14 protein-coding genes are annotated in these 15573 nt (G+C 68.7%); 7 read left to right on the forward strand and 7 right to left on the reverse strand.

The features are described from left to right. Positions 1-6: 6 nt before the first annotated feature. From E0H75_RS11600 to E0H75_RS11625, 6 genes are read right to left on the reverse strand one after another with little or no spacing between them, the layout of a single operon-like run. Complete coding sequence (locus tag E0H75_RS11600; protein ID WP_131513507.1) at positions 7-1374, reverse strand: transcriptional regulator; 1368 nt, start codon at positions 1372-1374, stop codon at positions 7-9. After that, positions 1367-2170 (reverse strand): amidohydrolase family protein, encoded by an 804-nt coding sequence (locus E0H75_RS11605; protein ID WP_131513508.1) that lies wholly within the window; start codon positions 2168-2170, stop codon positions 1367-1369. The genes E0H75_RS11600 and E0H75_RS11605 overlap by 8 nt, the downstream gene beginning before the upstream one ends. Further along, entirely contained in the window at positions 2167-2928 is a 762-nt protein-coding gene (locus E0H75_RS11610) for an amidohydrolase family protein (RefSeq protein WP_165553646.1), read from the reverse strand. The genes E0H75_RS11605 and E0H75_RS11610 overlap by 4 nt, the downstream gene beginning before the upstream one ends. Next, on the reverse strand, positions 2921-5104 hold the full coding sequence (locus tag E0H75_RS11615; RefSeq protein WP_131513510.1) for a heparinase II/III family protein: 2184 nt from the start codon (positions 5102-5104) through the stop codon (positions 2921-2923). The genes E0H75_RS11610 and E0H75_RS11615 overlap by 8 nt, the downstream gene beginning before the upstream one ends. Beyond that, positions 5101-6156 (reverse strand): Gfo/Idh/MocA family protein, encoded by a 1056-nt coding sequence (locus tag E0H75_RS11620; protein WP_238162967.1) that lies wholly within the window; start codon positions 6154-6156, stop codon positions 5101-5103. The genes E0H75_RS11615 and E0H75_RS11620 overlap by 4 nt, the downstream gene beginning before the upstream one ends. 57 nt (positions 6157-6213) lie before the next feature. Then, on the reverse strand, positions 6214-7485 hold the full coding sequence (locus E0H75_RS11625; RefSeq protein WP_165553648.1) for an ABC transporter substrate-binding protein: 1272 nt from the start codon (positions 7483-7485) through the stop codon (positions 6214-6216). 247 nt (positions 7486-7732) lie between these two features. On the opposite strand from E0H75_RS11625, the gene E0H75_RS11630 reads away from it, so the two are divergent. The 7 genes from E0H75_RS11630 (at position 7733) to E0H75_RS11660 (ending at position 14526) form a co-directional block, all read left to right on the forward strand. Beyond that, complete coding sequence (locus E0H75_RS11630) at positions 7733-8614, forward strand: carbohydrate ABC transporter permease (RefSeq protein WP_131513512.1); 882 nt, start codon at positions 7733-7735, stop codon at positions 8612-8614. Continuing rightward, positions 8614-9522 carry a carbohydrate ABC transporter permease gene (locus E0H75_RS11635; protein WP_131513513.1) on the forward strand — a complete coding sequence of 303 codons (909 nt, stop codon included), beginning with the start codon at positions 8614-8616 and terminating at the stop codon, positions 9520-9522. Before E0H75_RS11630 ends, E0H75_RS11635 begins: the two co-directional genes overlap by 1 nt. Positions 9523-9584: 62 nt before the next feature. Beyond that, the gene (locus tag E0H75_RS11640) at positions 9585-11114 is read left to right on the forward strand and encodes an AGE family epimerase/isomerase (RefSeq protein WP_131513514.1); all 1530 of its coding nucleotides are present in this window, start codon (positions 9585-9587) and stop codon (positions 11112-11114) included. Further along, the gene (locus tag E0H75_RS11645; protein WP_238162968.1) at positions 11111-11947 is read left to right on the forward strand and encodes a fumarylacetoacetate hydrolase family protein; all 837 of its coding nucleotides are present in this window, start codon (positions 11111-11113) and stop codon (positions 11945-11947) included. Before E0H75_RS11640 ends, E0H75_RS11645 begins: the two co-directional genes overlap by 4 nt. Beyond that, positions 11947-12687, forward strand: coding sequence for a 6-phosphogluconolactonase (locus E0H75_RS11650; protein WP_131513516.1), 741 nt, complete (start codon positions 11947-11949; stop codon positions 12685-12687). Before E0H75_RS11645 ends, E0H75_RS11650 begins: the two co-directional genes overlap by 1 nt. Continuing rightward, the gene (locus E0H75_RS11655) at positions 12680-13423 is read left to right on the forward strand and encodes a sugar isomerase domain-containing protein (RefSeq protein WP_131513517.1); all 744 of its coding nucleotides are present in this window, start codon (positions 12680-12682) and stop codon (positions 13421-13423) included. Before E0H75_RS11650 ends, E0H75_RS11655 begins: the two co-directional genes overlap by 8 nt. Next, entirely contained in the window at positions 13414-14526 is a 1113-nt protein-coding gene (locus tag E0H75_RS11660; RefSeq protein WP_131513518.1) for an N-acetylglucosamine-6-phosphate deacetylase, read from the forward strand. Before E0H75_RS11655 ends, E0H75_RS11660 begins: the two co-directional genes overlap by 10 nt. On the opposite strand, the gene E0H75_RS11665 is transcribed toward E0H75_RS11660, so the two are convergent. Continuing rightward, entirely contained in the window at positions 14527-15567 is a 1041-nt protein-coding gene (locus E0H75_RS11665; RefSeq protein WP_131513519.1) for a helix-turn-helix transcriptional regulator, read from the reverse strand. Positions 15568-15573 lie beyond the last annotated feature (6 nt).

Below are 15573 nucleotides of genomic sequence, written 5' to 3' on the forward strand. Positions count from 1 at the left end.
GGCGGATCAGTCGAGTTTCTCGGTGAGCAGCCGGAACTGCTGGCGGGGACGGCCGCCGCCGGTCGAACGGGCCGGCGGCACCGGCCAGGCCAAGCCGGCCTCGACCAGCTCCTTCAGCATCCGGCGGCCGGTCCGCGGTGTGACCTGCATGATGTCCGCGACGCTCTCGACGTCGACGACCACCTGCTGGCCGGCCACCGGTGTGGTCGCGGCAGCGATCGAGGTGACGATCTCGAGCGCGCGCGGATCGATCGACGGCGTACTGTCCTGCGGCGCGGTCTCGGTGACCGCCGGACCCGGCGCGAGATCGGTCCGCACATTCGCGTCGTCGAGGTACACCGCGACCTTGCCGCCGGCGTTGACCGAGTCCTCGACCGCCATCAACGCGTTGGCCTCGGCAGCTCGCGCCGTCTGTCCCGCACCGGCACCAACGGCAACAGGTACGCCGAGCTGCGCCGTCAGCGCACTCAGGAATGGAGCGACGGTGAACTGCTCGGTCAGCCGGACCAACGCACCGTGGGTCGTGGTGACGAGGAACAGCGTGTCCGACCGGCGCGCCACCGACGCGCCGACCTGACGTGCCTCCGACAGCAGCTTCTGGTGCGTCAGCAGCGCGAGCTCCTGTTGCCAGTAGTCACCCGACTCGGCGCGAGACGTGCCGGTCGGGATCAGCTGGACGGCGATCATCGCGAGTTGGTGTGCGCCCATCCGGGTGCCCTGCCCGAGCAGCACCGCGGTCTCCAGGGCGTCCCGCACGCTTGCTCGTGTCGGGGCGACCCGCAGCACCGGGATGCCTTGGGTCCGCAACTCGCGCTCGACCGCCAGGATCGTGGTCAGTGCGACTGTGGTGTGTTGCTGCTCCCACTTCTCCCGGTGGAAGGCGGCGAATCCCGCGACCGACTCTGGTCCCTCGTACGGGATGTCGTAGACCTTGGCGGTGTCGAGGCCGATCTCGCCGTACGCCTCCTCGACGTCGGCTGCGGACAGCGAGTCGATGCTCACCCGGCTGAGGTCGACGCCCTCGATCGTCAGTGACGCCCGGAGCAGAGCGGCGTACAGCGCGGCGCCAGTCAGGGGGAGGTGCGTCGACGGGACCGTCAGCCAGTGCCCGTCGGTGGCCAGGTCGAACACCCACGGCCCAGGGAACACGGCCGAGTCGATCCGGTCTCGCAGTCGCAGGTAACGCTCCTCGGCCTCACCGGGGTCGTCGTACCCGCCGGGGACGAACCGGACCCGGTTCTGCGGCCGCAGGGCGACGTCGATCGCCACCTCGGACATCATCCGCACCAGCTTGCGCGGGCCGAAGAGCCCGACGGTCACCGCGGGCAGGCGATCACCGTTCGCCGGCTCTGCCGCTCTGACTTCCTCACTCATCGACGTCCTCTCCCGTCCCTCCCGGCAGCGGGCGCCACCGGAACAGTCTGCGGGCATTCCCGCTGAGAACATCTTGGCGTTGACCGTCCGTCAGTGGGGCGCACACCACCCGGCCGAGCGACATCCGCTGGTCGATGAAGGGAAAGTCGGAGCCGAACAGGACCCGCCGGCTACCGACCCGATCGATCATTTCCTGGATCAGCGGGCCCGTCATCTGCGAACCGCACACCTCCAGCCAGAGCGATTCGTACCGGGCCGCGGCCTCGATCGCCTCGTCCACCCCGGCCGGCGTGATGCCCGCGTGCCCGAGGATGATCGGCGCCCGCGGGTACTTCGCCGCGACCGCCTCGAAGAGCGATGGAGCGTCGTACGCCGATCGATGCTCGGAATGACTGAGCACCGGGCAACCGGTCTCCTCGGCGAACGCCCACACGGCGGCGTATCGGGCGCCGGTGACCGGGTACTTGTGCAGGGACGGATGCACCTTGATGCCGACGAACCGCTCGTCGGCGGCGAGCCGCTCGAGCTCGCGCTCCGGGTCCTGCCACGGGTTGATGACCGCGTACGCCGCGATCCGGCCCGGGTGGGCGTCGACAGCGGCGAGGGAGTGGCTGTTGCCGAGGTGCGCGTCCTGCTGGATCGCACGGTTCGCGGCGACCACGGTGACCTCGGTCCCGGTCCGGTCCATCACCGACACCATCGTCGCGGCGTCGGGATCGGGGATGTAGAACAGCGAGTACGGCCCCAGGTGCGCGTGGACGTCGACGACCCGGTGCTGCGGCTGGCGTCCGATCATGAGAGTCCTCCCGCCGCGAACAACCGCTGTGCGTTACCTGCACCGATTCGGGTGACCGTCTCGTCGTCGAGCCCGGACCACGCGAGGCGAACGATGCTCTCGCCCGGATCACGCACTCCGAGGCCGGTTGCGAACAGGAGCCGATCGCTCAACCCTTCCGCAGCGAGCCACTCCACGGCTTGATGCGCGGCGAAGTCGACGAGATCGACCGAGAGGTTGTCGTGGTCGCGCAGCGCCGACCACAGCCTGCGCAACTGGCGATAGCCGAGATTCGACAAGACGATCGGCAGCATCGGAAAGCGAGTCGCGATCGTGTCCAGGTCCGTCCAGCCGATCTCCGCGGCGTCGACGCAGAGCGGCAGTCCGCCGCCCTCGAGTGCTGCATAGAGATCCAGCAAGGCATCTGGTGCGTACCCGTGCGAATGAGGATGGATCCGGAACGCCGCGACGCCTTCGGCCAGTGCCTGAGCGACCAGCTTGTCGAGCGAGTCCAGCTCGCCCGGTGTGGTGGGAACGGCGGTCCAGCAGGCCAACACACCACGGTCGGAGAGGCTGTTGGCCACCGCGGTCGCCTCGGCGTTGCCGCCCAGCGGGTCATGCAGCCAAGACGCCATCGCGCTGACCAGAGCGCCTGACATCGCGTAGGTGTCGAGGTGAGCGGCGATCGCGTCGCGGTCGGTGGACGGCACCAGGGACGACGGGTGCGCACCGGTCACGATGCGCGCGTCGAACCATCCGGTGGTGGCATCGTCAGTCATGGCGAGCCCCATCGACCGTCCAGCGCCCGGCGTACGGCAGGGTGAGGTGCGCCCAGCCGTCGCCATCGCTCTCCGCGGTGACGAGTACGCCGTCGAGGCGAACGTCACCAAGCGGCCGGATCCACAGCCCGCAACGCCCGGAGCAGGTCACCTCGAGGCTCAGGACCCCGTCGACGACTGTTGCCGAGACGTCCACGTCTTCGGAGGTGCGCAGCAGGTCAAGGAGCCCGCGAGTCCGCCAACCAGTTGCCCAGGACAACCTTCCGGACGTGGTCCGGACCCAGGTCGACGCGCTCACCCGGTCGACGATGTCACCGTGGTCGATCGTCAACTCTTCGTCGTCACCGGTGACCGCGACCTCCGGCACCTGCGCTCCCGCATGCGGGAGGAGAACCGTGGTGAACATCCCGCTGTCGCGCGTCAGCCCGAGCGAGTAGAGCGGCCCGTACTCCGCGACCTGCTTGTCGACGAGCGGACGCCGGGCGACCCCCTCAGACGTCTCGACCGTCGTGGTCGAGGGATCGCCAGCCTCGATCAGAAGCAACCCCGGTCCCTCCGCGGCAGAAGCGTCGTACGCGAGGGGACCGACCTGCTGCCACGGGCTGAGGGTGTGCCAGTGGGCGCGGAAGGTGTGCTCCCCGGCGGCGCTGTGGTCGGAGACGACCAGGACGGCAGGCTCCTCGCGGACCATCGCGATGGTCCGCGACTGCGGTACGACGTTGCCGTGGTGGTGTCCGGAGAAGACCGCGACCTGCCCGGTGTCGACCAGCGGATCGACCTGTACGCCGCGATCCGTGCTCAGCTCCTGGTCGTCGACAAGCACGGTGTTGTGACCCCGACCGGACTGGTACCAGGTCAGGTAGTCCGGATCGTCATAGCTCGGCGGACCACCGGCCTCCCACAGCAGCGGCCGCTGCCAGCCCTCCAGCACCAGGTCGAGCACGGCGCGGTGCGAGTGCGACTCGAGCTCGTGCTCGATGTGCGGTCCGTAGTTGATCACGGCCCGCAGATCGTCGCTGCGCAGGATCACATAGCCGGTGTCGGCCAGCACGGTGTGCTGCGGTAGAGCTGGCACCACCGCTTCCCGTGCAGTGGCGACCGCGTCCAGCCAGCGCTGCTGCCTGTCCGCGTCGTCCCAAGCCGGTAGCGCCGCCGCCTCGACCGCGAAGTCCTCAGCAGACAGCCACTGTGCGGCGATCCGCGCCAGCACTGGGTTGTCGAGCACGTAGCTGCCACGCAGCAATGACGTGGCCGGCCACTCGATGCCGCTGTCCTGCAGATGTGGGATCCAGCCGCCGGGGGAGACCAGCTCGCACAACCACTGGTGCATGGCGGCAACCTTCGGGTGCGCCGCCACCTCCGCGTCGAGCAGAGCCGCCGTCTGCAGAGCGGTCAGGCACATCTTGTGATAGCCGGGGGAGCGCTCGTAGTGGCCGCCGTCTCCGTAGACATCCAGCAGCAGATGTTCGTCGATGCGCTCACGCGCCCGCTCCGCCCAACTCCTGGCCTCAACCAGATCGGGCAGAACGACGCTGATGTGCAGCAGCTCAGTCGCACACACCAGTTGCCAGTTCCCATGGCGGAAGACGTCATGCTCGTCGTACGCCCAGCGGGCTCCACCGACCAGCGTGGCGACGAGACTGGCCCAAGCACGGTCGGACAGCGGGGAGTCGGTCAGAACCTCCAGCGTGGGCAGGAGATTCCGGCAGCGCGCCCACGTGCCGAGCGAGTACCAGATGACATCGAGACCCGGCCACTCGCCGGTCACCGAGTCACGCTGCTCGACCCAGTCCTCGAGGTGCTGCTCGAACGCGCGCAGATATCGGTCGTCGCCGGTCAACCTCCACGCCTGGACACCGGGTGACAGCCAGCCCAGGTAGTGGAAGCCATACCGCTGTGACCGCCCGCGCTCGCGCCCGGTCACCTCCACTCCGGTCAGCAGCGGAGCGGCCGCGGTGAGTACGTCGTCCGCCGCGGAGGTGGAGCGGATCGCGTTGGTCCACTCCCGCAGCGGCCAAGCCGGCCGCCGGAGCCTGCCCGCGACGAAGGCACGCAGCGCACCGACGTCCTGGACGCCAGGTGGGGAGCCGAACGCCTTGATCAGGTCGTCGGTCCCGATCCGGTTGATCCGGCCGTCGATGTGCCGTGGCTTCTCGGGGCCTGTGGTGGCGTTCATGCGTTCCCTGGGTCAGCGAGCATCGAGACGTCGACCGGCTGCCGGGTCTCGATCGAGGTGTGCGCGGCCTCCAGTACGGCGGTCACGTTCCGGCTGCTCTCGATGGTGATCAGCGGCTGCTGGCCGGTGCGGCAGCAGGTGACCCAGTGCGCGATCGCGTCGGCGTACGCGCCGGCCGGGATACCGTGCATCACCCGTTGCAGCATGTTCCTCGGGTAGCTGTAGCTGTCCGGACGGGCCACGACGACGCTCTCCTTCTGCCGGTCCAGTTGGACCACGCCGCCGTCGGCGACGACGGTGACGTAGGAGTCGACCACGGTCGGGAAGGTGTTCGGGTAGATCCACGCCGACTCGAACGTCGCCACCGCTCCGCGCGAGTACTCGGCCTGGATCTGGATCGCGTCCGGGGTGTTGATGCCGAGCGACCGGAGCTTGCCCCACCGGGCGGTCGCGTAGACGCGGCGGACCTGGTCGCGCAGCAGCCACGAGACGAGGTCGATGTCGTGGCTGGACAGGAACCAGGCGCAGGTCGTCCGGTCGGCCCAGGACAGCATCTCGGTCGGGACGAAGATCGTGTCGTCCTTGCGGGCGTAGGCGACCGCTCCGTCACCGAGATCCGCGAGCAGGTCGTAGGCCTGCGCGTAGGCGGGCACCCAGCGGTGGTTGAACAGGCACATCGCGACCACACCGCTCTCGCGGATCGCCTTCACCGCCGCGTCCGCCTCGGCGACGGACGTGGTCAGCGGCTTCTCGACCAGGATGTGCTTCCCGGCCTCGGCGGCCCGGACCATCATCTCGCCGTGCAGATGATCCGGCGTGGTCAGGACGACCGCATCCACCGACTTGTCGGCCAGCACGGCCTCCAGGTCGGAGTGGATCGCCGGCCGCGGTGCACCGCGCCCCTCGATCTCGTCGGCCAGCCGCTCGGCGGAGTCCGCCGAACGACTGGTCACCGCGGTGACCTCGACCTCCGGCAGCCCGGACAGGGACAAGGCATTGCCCCGCCCCATGATCCCGGCGCCGACGATCCCGATCCGCACCCCGTTGCTCACCAACCCACCGACCTTTCGATTCTGCGGCTCACTGGTTTGTCCGGCCCGAGCGTCAACTCACTTGCCCTTCGCGAGGGTCTCGTTCCACGCCTTCTCGGCAGCGTCCAGCGCGTCCTTGGCGGACTTGGTCCCGGACATGTACGCCCGGATCTGATCGTCGAACAGCTTCCGCAACTGCTCGTCGTTGCCCGAGCCCATCGACGCGTCCACGCTGTTCTTGAACGTGTCCAGTAGGGTCTTGCGGGCCTGGTCGGCCGGCGTCGTTCCCTTGATGTCGGTGAAGAACGGGTCCTCCAGCGCCTTCACCGCCGACGGGTAGATCGGCACCAGCTTGCACAGCGCGAGCTGCTGCTCGGGCGCGGTGACGTACTTGAGCCACGCGGCCGCCGCGGCCTGGTTGTCCGACTTGGCCGGGACACCCATCACCTGCTGGCCGGGCATGTAGAACTTGCCATCGGCACCGGCCGCCGGCGGGCCCACGACGATCGACTGGTAGACCGCCGGAGCATTCTTCTGGACGTTGAGCAGCGTGCTCGACGTAGCGGCCGGGTTGAACGCGATCAGCTTGTTCTCCAGCGACTGGGGCAGGTCACGCTGGTTCTCGCTGAGGCTGCCCGGGGCGATCGCGCCGGAGCTGAACGGGGTCTTGAACTTTTCCAGCAGCGCCAGTGCGTCCGGCGTGTTGAAGGCGGCCTTCTTGCCGTCCTCCGACAGCATCGAGATGCCGTCGGCCTGGACCACGTTCGAGTAGGCCATGAAGTTGGTCGCGGACTTGCCGCTGCCGTCGTGGTACGTCTTGGCCAGCGCGAGTGCGTCGTCGTACGTCTTCGGCGGCTTGGCCGGGTCGAAGCCGGCCTTGGCCAGCAGATCCTTGTTGTAGAACGCCAGCGTGGTGCCGCCGTTGTACCAGGGCAGGGCGATCCGCTTGCCGTCGGCAACCAGCGGATCGGCCAGGTTCGGCAGGTAGGCGGCGACGTCGTCCTTGCTGAGCAGGGAGTTCAGGTCGGCCATCGAGCCGGCGAAGAGGCCGGTGGTGTCGGAGGTGAAGTTGACGACGTCCGGCACCTTGCCGCTGGCGATCGCGGCCAGCAGCTTGGTGGTGATGTCCTGACCCGGTACGTCGACCCACTTGATCGACACCTTCGGGTGTTCCTTCTGGTAGGCGTCGATCCACTTCTGGATGTCCGGCCCGTAGTTCTTCTGCAGGTTGATGGTCCACCACTCGACGTCACCGGAGTAGGCGTCGCTGGACTGCTGCTCCGGCTCGTCCCCGCCGGCCGGACTGCCGGAGACGCAGTCGGCCAAGGCCAGCGGCAAGGCCAGAACCATCGCGACGGTAGGGACCAAGCGGCCCCTCAGCATGGATCGTGTGCGTCGCGCCATCGCGAGCTCCTCGGGGATGTGTGTCCTAAACGGTGCTTACAGACATCACAGTGTTTGCCATCGATTGGCCGACGTCAACCGATGACTTCCAAAATTCCTGCCAATTAATGCTTCCGGCGGCGGATGTGGTGAGCTACGGTTCCGCATAACCGCGAATCTGAAAGCCAGGTTTCAGACACGAGAGGCGGAAGGTATGCCGGGTCTCAGGGGCCGCGTGGTCGGTCAGCACTGGTACACGCCGTACGCGTTCATGCTGCCCGGGCTGCTGATGTACGCCGCGATGTTCGCCTGGCCGGCGGTGATCGCGATCCAGCTGGCCTTCTCCGACTACAACATCGTCAGCCCGGTCCGGTTCTCCGGGCTGGACAACTTCTCCCGGCTGCTGGACGACCCCCGGGTCTGGATCGCGCTGCGCAACTCGCTGCTGTTCGTGGTGATGTTCCTGCCGCTGACCGTGGTGGCCCCGCTGTTCCTGGCGATGCTGGTGAACCTGAAGCTGCGCGCGATCCAGGCGTTCCGGATGCTCTACTACCTGCCGGTCATCACGTCGATGGTCGCGGTGGCGGTCGCCTGGCGGTACGTCTTCAACCGCGAGGGCGTCATCAACTGGGTGCTCAGCCTGGTCGGGGCGGGTCCGATCGACTTCCTGCTCGACCGGCACTGGGCGCTGCCGACAGTTGTGCTGCTGGAGGCATGGAAGAACGCAGGCCTGTTCATGATGATCTATCTGGCCGGACTGCAGGCGGTCCCGCCCGATCAGGTCGAGGCGGCCAGGATCGACGGCGCCAACAGTTGGCAGCGGCTCAGACACGTCATCGTCCCGTCGCTGCGGCCGACGTTCGCGGTCACGCTGATCCTCAGCATGCTCGAGGCGATGCGCGCCTTCGAGTCCGTCTACGTGCTGACCCGCGGGGGTCCGCTCGACTCCACACTCACCCTCGGCTACTACATCTGGTCGAAGGCCTTCGAGGACTACGACATGGGCTATGCGAGCGCCGTCGGCCTGCTGCTGTGGGCGATCATGATCGTCCTGGCCGGCTTCAACCTGGTCGTGACCCGGCGGAGGGACGGCTGATGGCGACCCGGAGCCGGCTGGCCCGGCGCGCCGGACAGTTGCCACGCGTCGGTCCGCCCACGACACAGGCCACGCCCGCCGGGACGTCCCGGCGCAAGCTACGGCGGATCGGGCTGTACGTTCTGCTGATCGCGGTGGCGGCGCTGTTCATCGGCCCGTTCCTGATCCTGCTGAGCTCGGCCACCAAACCGGCCAGCCAGGACGTGTTCGGCTTCCCTCCGGACCTGATCCCGCGGCCGCCGGTCGCCGACTGGTTCCGGGAGGCGTGGACGACGATCCCGTACGCCCGGTTCCTGCTGAACTCACTGATCTACGTGGGGATCACGGTCCCGATCTACCTGGTGGTCTCTGCGCTCACCGCCTATCCGCTGGCCCGGATCGCGTTCCGCGGCCGCGGCGTGTTCTTCATGCTGTTCCTGTCGATCATGTTCCTGCCCGGTGAGCTGATGCTGATCCCGCGCTTCCTGGTGATGAGCCAGCTGGGACTGACCGACACGTTCGCGTCGGTGATCCTGCCGGCCATCCTCTCGTCGCTCGGGATCTTCCTGCTCCGCCAGGCGTTCTCGCAGATCCCGGACGAGATCGTCGAGGCGGCCCGGATGGACGGTGCGAACGAGTTCGCCATCTTCTGGCGGATCGCGGTGCCGATCGTCGCCCCCACTCTGGCCGTGCTGGCGATCCTGGGCTTCGTCTCGGTCTGGAACAGCTTCATCTGGCCGCTGGTCACGCTGACCAGTCAGTCCAAGTTCCCGATCGCGCTCGGTATCGCGTACCTGAGCGGAGTCAGCGGGACCGACGTCCGCGGATTGGCCGCGGGCACGGTGATCTCACTGGTCCCGGTCGTGATGGTCTTCCTGTTCCTGCAGAAACGCATCCTCAACAGCATGGGCGGTGCGGTCAAAGGCTGAGTCGCCACGTCCGCCCGCCCCCGTGTGGTTCCCGCCTTTCCCGTCCACCCCAGTGAGGCATCATGTTGAACCCGCCCGTCAGCCGTCGCACGCTCTTCCTCGGTACCGCCGCCACCGGAGTCGCCGCCTGGACCGGTCTCCCAGCCCTTCCGGCGTCTGCCGACCCACTGGACTACGACTCACCCGAAGCCTTCGACGCCGCGCAGACGGCGTACCTGGCAACCGACCCGCAGGACAACGAGGAGGGTGTCTACGCCTGGGGTGAGTCCTACTTCCTGCTCGGCCTGCTGCGGATGTACGAGACCTATCAGGACGAGCGCTACCTGCGCACGTTCGAGGACCGCGCCCGGCACCTGATGGCGACGACCGACCACGCCCGCGGAGTCACTGACTACCTCGGTCGGTCCGGGCCGGTCTGGCGGACCGCCGGCAACTACACCGTGGCCCGTGGAGTCGTCCCCGACGGCAACGGGACACCTGCTGTCGAGGTCCGCTGGGCCTGGGCCAGGGCGGCCGAGTCGACCGTCGAGGTGACGAACGTCGCCGGCACGCTGTTCGACCTGATCCTGCGCAACCCGTACCAGAAGACCACGGTCACCCTGCCTGGCGTCTCACTGGACCCGGCTGCTCCGACGTACGTGGTGACCGCGGTCAACAAGGCCTTCACGCCATCGTTGCGGTGGACGGCGGCTGACCTCCGGTCCGCACCTGGCGCGGCTCCGGCACCGGCTCCGGCCACGATCACGTTCACGTCCGACCACTACGTCTTCGCCGTCCACACCGGGATGATCGCGTATCCGCTGGCCAGGTTCGCGCGGATGGTGTTCGAGAATCCCAAGCTGCGTCGCGGCGGCCGGATGAAGACCGCCAAGCAGTTGCTCGCCGCGGCCACCGCTGCGCTGGAGTTCCACGACAGCGAGTACGTCGCTCCCGCGGACGGGACCGGCAACTACGTCTGGGCCAAGGGCGCGCCGATCCCATGGGACGGCACCATCCAGCCGTACAACCAGAGCCATGCCCTCGGGGCGGTTCTGGTCGAGCTGTACCGCGCGACCCATCGGCAGGCCTATCGCACCAAGGTCGAGCAACTGATCCAGGCCTTCCGCGCCGGCCTCCAACTGACCGCTGAGGGTGCGTACCTGTGGACCTACTGGCCGCCGTACAGCCAGCTGTATGCCGGGTTCTCCAGCACCTCGGGGATCTCGGAGTACACGCCGTCGTACCCCCGGCAACGGCAGTACGAGGACATCAGCCACGCGGCCATCAGCACTGAGTTCATGCACGCGGCGTACGACGCGGGGATCGACTCCGACCTGGCCACGGACGTGGAGCGGATCGCGGCGACCTTCACCCAGCGAATCATCCGGTCGGAGACCGAGGTGTGGTTCGTCATCGACGGCAAGGGCACTGCCGTCCCGGGCAACGCCGTGCAATGCGCCCGCTGGTGTCCGTACGCTGAGCAGGACCCGCTGATCTACGAGCAGTCGCTGCGGGTGTACGACGCCACACAGCTGGAAATGACGCAAGGCTCCCACGCGCTGGGAGTTGCGTACCTGAACTGGGCCAGACAAGCCGCATGGAGGAATCAGTGAGATTGCTACGCGTCCACACCGACGACGGTCTGCGTGACGCCGTACTGACCGAGGACGACCGGGTGGTGACGCTGGCCGGTGAGCCCGGAGCGTTCGACCCGGCCGGGCTCCGGGAGCGCGCCACCGCGGCCCTCGCCGACGTGGGGACGACTGCCGCGCTGGACGACGTACGGCTCGCCGCGCCGCTCAGCCCCGGCAAGATCGTCTGTGTCGGGCTGAACTACGCCGACCACGCGGCCGAGGGCGGCCAGGCGGCGCCGGCCGAGCCGATCCTGTTCATGAAGGCACCGGACACCGTGGTCGGCGCCCGCGACGACATCGTCATCCCGCGCGGCAGCGAGAAGACCGACTGGGAGGTCGAGCTCGGCGTCGTGATCGGACGGACGGCGGCCTACCTCGACAGCGAGGCGGATGCGCTGGAGCATGTCGCCGGCTACGTGCTGGCCAACGACGTGTCGGAGCGGCACTTCCAGCTGGAGCGCGGCGGCCAGTGGGACAAGGGTAAGAATGCGGCGACCTTCTGCCCGCTGGGTCCGTGGATCCTGACCGCCGACGAGGTCCCCGATCCGCAGGCGATCAAGCTCGGCCTGGACGTCAACAGCGACGTACTGCAGGACGGCTCGACGGCGAACATGATCTTCGGCGTCGCGCACCTGGTGCACTACATCTCGCAGTACATGACGCTCTACCCGGGCGACGTGATCAGCACCGGCACGCCGGCCGGCGTCGGGGCTGGCCAGAAGCCGCCGCGGTTCCTGCGCAAGGGCGATGTCGTGCGCGTATGGGCCGACGGCCTGGGTGAGCAGCACAGCCGGCTGGTTTCCGCGTCTTGATGATCGTCGACAAGCTGGAGGTGGAGACACTTCCGGATCCCGCAGCCGTCGGGGCGGCGGCAGCGGCGGCCGCGGCCGAGTCCCTGCGCCGGATCATCCAGGCGCAGGGCTCGGCCCGGCTGGTCCTCGCGGCGGCGCCGAGCCAGCAGCACACGCTGGCCGCGCTGTCCGTTGCCGAGGGCATCGACTGGTCACGGGTCGAGGCATTCCACATGGACGAGTACGTCGGGCTGCCGGCCGCTGCGGAGCAACGCTTCGGCCGGTGGCTGAGCCGGCACTTCACCGCCCCGGCGCCGCTCACCGTGATCGATCCGGAGGGCGGCGCGGATCCGGCCACCGAGGCCGCTCGCTACGCAGCGCTGGTCGCGGCCGCGCCGATCGACATCGTGCTGGCCGGGATCGGCGTCAACGGGCACCTCGCGTTCAACGAACCGCCCGCCGACTTCACCACCACCGACGTTGTGCAGGTGGTTGCACTCGACGAGACCAGCCGCCGGCAGCAGGTGGACGAAGGGCTGTTCGCGTCGCTGGACGACGTACCCACCCATGCCTGGACGCTGACGGTTCCGTGCCTGCTGTCGGCGCGCGAGATCTTCTGCATGGTGTCCGGTCCGGCGAAACAGGACGCCGTACGGCGGACGCTGCACGGTCCGGTGGATCCCGACGTTCCGGCGAGTGCGCTGCGGACGCATCCCCGGGCCCGGCTGTATCTCGATCAGGAGGCCAGTCCCGATGAGTGAGTACCTGACCGCGATCACGGCGTTGCTCGGGCGGATCGAGGCGGAGGAAGGCGAGTCCATCGCGGCCGCCGCCCAGTTGATGGCCGAGCAGGTCGCCGCCGATCGGCTGATCCAGGTGTACGGACCGGGCGGGCACTCGAACCTGGCCGCCCAGGAGATCTTCTTCCGGGCCGGCGGCCTGATGCACGTCTCCGCGATCCTCGACGAGGGCACCTTGCTGTCGAACGGCGCGCTGCGTTCGATGGCCGTCGAGCGCACGCCGGGTTACGGTCGGATCGTGATCGAGAACGCCGGGCTCGGCCCGGACGATCTGTTGCTGCTGGTGAACGCCTACGGGATCAACGCGGCGCTCATCGACGCGGCCCTGACCGCGCGCGAGCGCGGCGTGCGGACGATCGGCGTGAGTTCCCGTGACCACGCCGACCAGACGGCTAAGGCGCATCCAGCCCGGCATCCGTCCGGTGCGAATCTGCACGAGGTCGTCGACGTTGCCGTGGACACCAAGGTCCCCATCGGGGACGCGGTGATCGAGGTCGCGGGGATGCCCGAGCGGGTCGCCGCTGTCTCCACCTTCGCCAACGCGTTCACGCTCAACACGATGGTGCTGGCCACGATCGAGCGGCTGATCGAGCACGACGTCGTGCCGCCGGTGTGGCGCAGCGGCAACGCGCCGGGAGGCGACGAGGCGAACGCGGCCTTCATCGGCAGGTTCCGGGAGCGGGTGCGGTGGCTGTAGACAGGTTGTCCGGCCGGGACCCGTGGTCGGGGGAGACCCTCCACCTCGAGTACGCCGACGGCCTGGTTTCCCGCATCGAGCGAGCGCCAGGCGATGCGGACCTGCCGTGGATCACCCGGGGACTCGTCGACCTGCAGGTCAACGGGTACGCCGGGTACGACCTGAACGGCGACGATCTGTCCGTGGACACGGTCCGCGGTCTGCGGGAGGCCCTGCGGCGGGTCGGAGTCACGGTCTTCGTGCCCACGCTGATCACGGCGAGCCCGGAGCGCTACCGTCGTGCTCTCGGGATCGTGGCCGAGGCGAGGCGGCAGGACGCCGAGGTCGCGGCTGCCGTTCCGTTCGTGCATCTCGAGGGTCCGCACATCTCGGATCAGGACGGTCCGCGCGGCGCCCACGACGCGGCTTTCGTCCGCCCACCCGACCTGGCCGAGTTGGAGCTGTGCCAGGACGTGTCGGACGGACTCGTCGGCCTGATCACCGTGTCGCCGCATTGGCCTGACAGCACCGACTTCATCGCGGAAGTCGTTGCCACCGGCATCCGAGTGGCGGTCGGGCACACGCACGCGGACGGCGCGCAGATCCGTGCCGCGGCCGAGGCCGGCGCGACGCTGTCCACCCATCTGGGCAACGGCGCGCACGCCCAGTTGCCGCGCCATCCGAACTACCTGTGGGCACAGCTGGCCGAGGACCGGCTGAGCGCCGGGTTCATTGCCGATGGCCACCATCTCCCCGTGGACACGTTCGTGGCGATGGTCCGCGCGAAGGGCCTGGACCGGTCCTTCCTGGTGTCCGACTCGGTGGCGACCGGCGGCCGTCCACCGGGCACCTACTCGTCGACCGTCGGCGGCGAAGTGGAGCTCACCGACGACGGGCGTCTACTCGTCAGCGGTACGCCGTACCTGGCCGGAGCGGCCGCGCCACTCGTGGACGGCGTCGCCTGGGCGGCCGCCGCCTTCTCGTTGCCCGAGGCCCTCACCATGGCGATCACGACGCCTCGCCGGATCATCGACGGGTCGGACGGGCGACTACAGCCCGGCGATCCGGTCACCGACGTCATCACGTTCCACTGGCAGCCGGGCGACCGCACCCTCACCACTTGATCAGAGCGTCAGGTCATCAGGGCGCAGCGTCGCGACGAGCTCGCCACGGCTGCGGACACCAACTTTGGCGAACGCCGACTTCAGGTGGTCCTGGATCGTGTGCGGAGAGATCGACAGCCGGTCGGCGATCTCTGTGGTGCTGTGGCCCGAGATGACTTCGAGGCAGACTTCGCGCTCGCGAGTGGTCAGTCCGTACGCCGCGAGCAGCATACCGACCAGGTGATGACCACCGGCCGGTTCGATCGTGACGACGACCTCTGACTGGTCGTCGCCACTGATCAGCCGGCTGCCCTGCAGCACCACCCAGCCACCGCTCGCGGTCTGCACCCTCGCCTGGAACGTCCCGGCTGCCCGAGTCCCGGTCACCACGGCACGCAGGAGGGTGTTGAACCGCCCGGGTGCGATCTCGTTGAGCTCGTCCTGCCAGGTCTGCGCGGCGGCGGTGATAGCTCGTGGCTCACCGCTCGGTCCGGTCACCACGATCGACGGTCCGGCCCCGCCCTTGTAGCCGTGGGCATCGGTCCGCACCGCCACCCGGGTCGCCGCACCGATCGCCGGCGCCACCGAGCCGAGGAACTCGACCTCGCGGTCGCTGAACTCGGGACCACTCCGGACGAATCCGGCCGCTCCCCAGCAGTCGCCGTCCACAGTGAACGCGGCCCGCACCTCGTGCTCGATCCCGAGCGGCCGCCAGATCTCGTTCAGCCGCCGGTGCCCGACGACCTCGCGGTACGGCAGGTCGGACAACCGCGCCACCGGGTACGGGCGGCGGGCCAGGTCGGCGAACGAGTTCGGCACGGTGCCGGCGTACTCGGTCTCGGCCAGCGTGGGTTCGTACTCGGCTGGAATGTGGTCGCGGCCGCTCGTCATCGAGCTGATCACCAGCGTGCCCGGATCCATCGCCGCCCAGCAGGTCAGCTCACTGCCGACGACCTGCTCGACCACGTCGATCGCGGCGGCATGCAGTTCCGGGACGCCCAGTCCGGACGTCGCCAGTGCCGCGATGTCCCGGCGCGCGGCTCGCGCCCGGCCCTCCCACATGGGCTC

The sequence above is a fragment of the Kribbella capetownensis genome, from assembly GCF_004331485.1.
In the GTDB taxonomy this organism is placed as follows: domain Bacteria; phylum Actinomycetota; class Actinomycetes; order Propionibacteriales; family Kribbellaceae; genus Kribbella; species Kribbella capetownensis.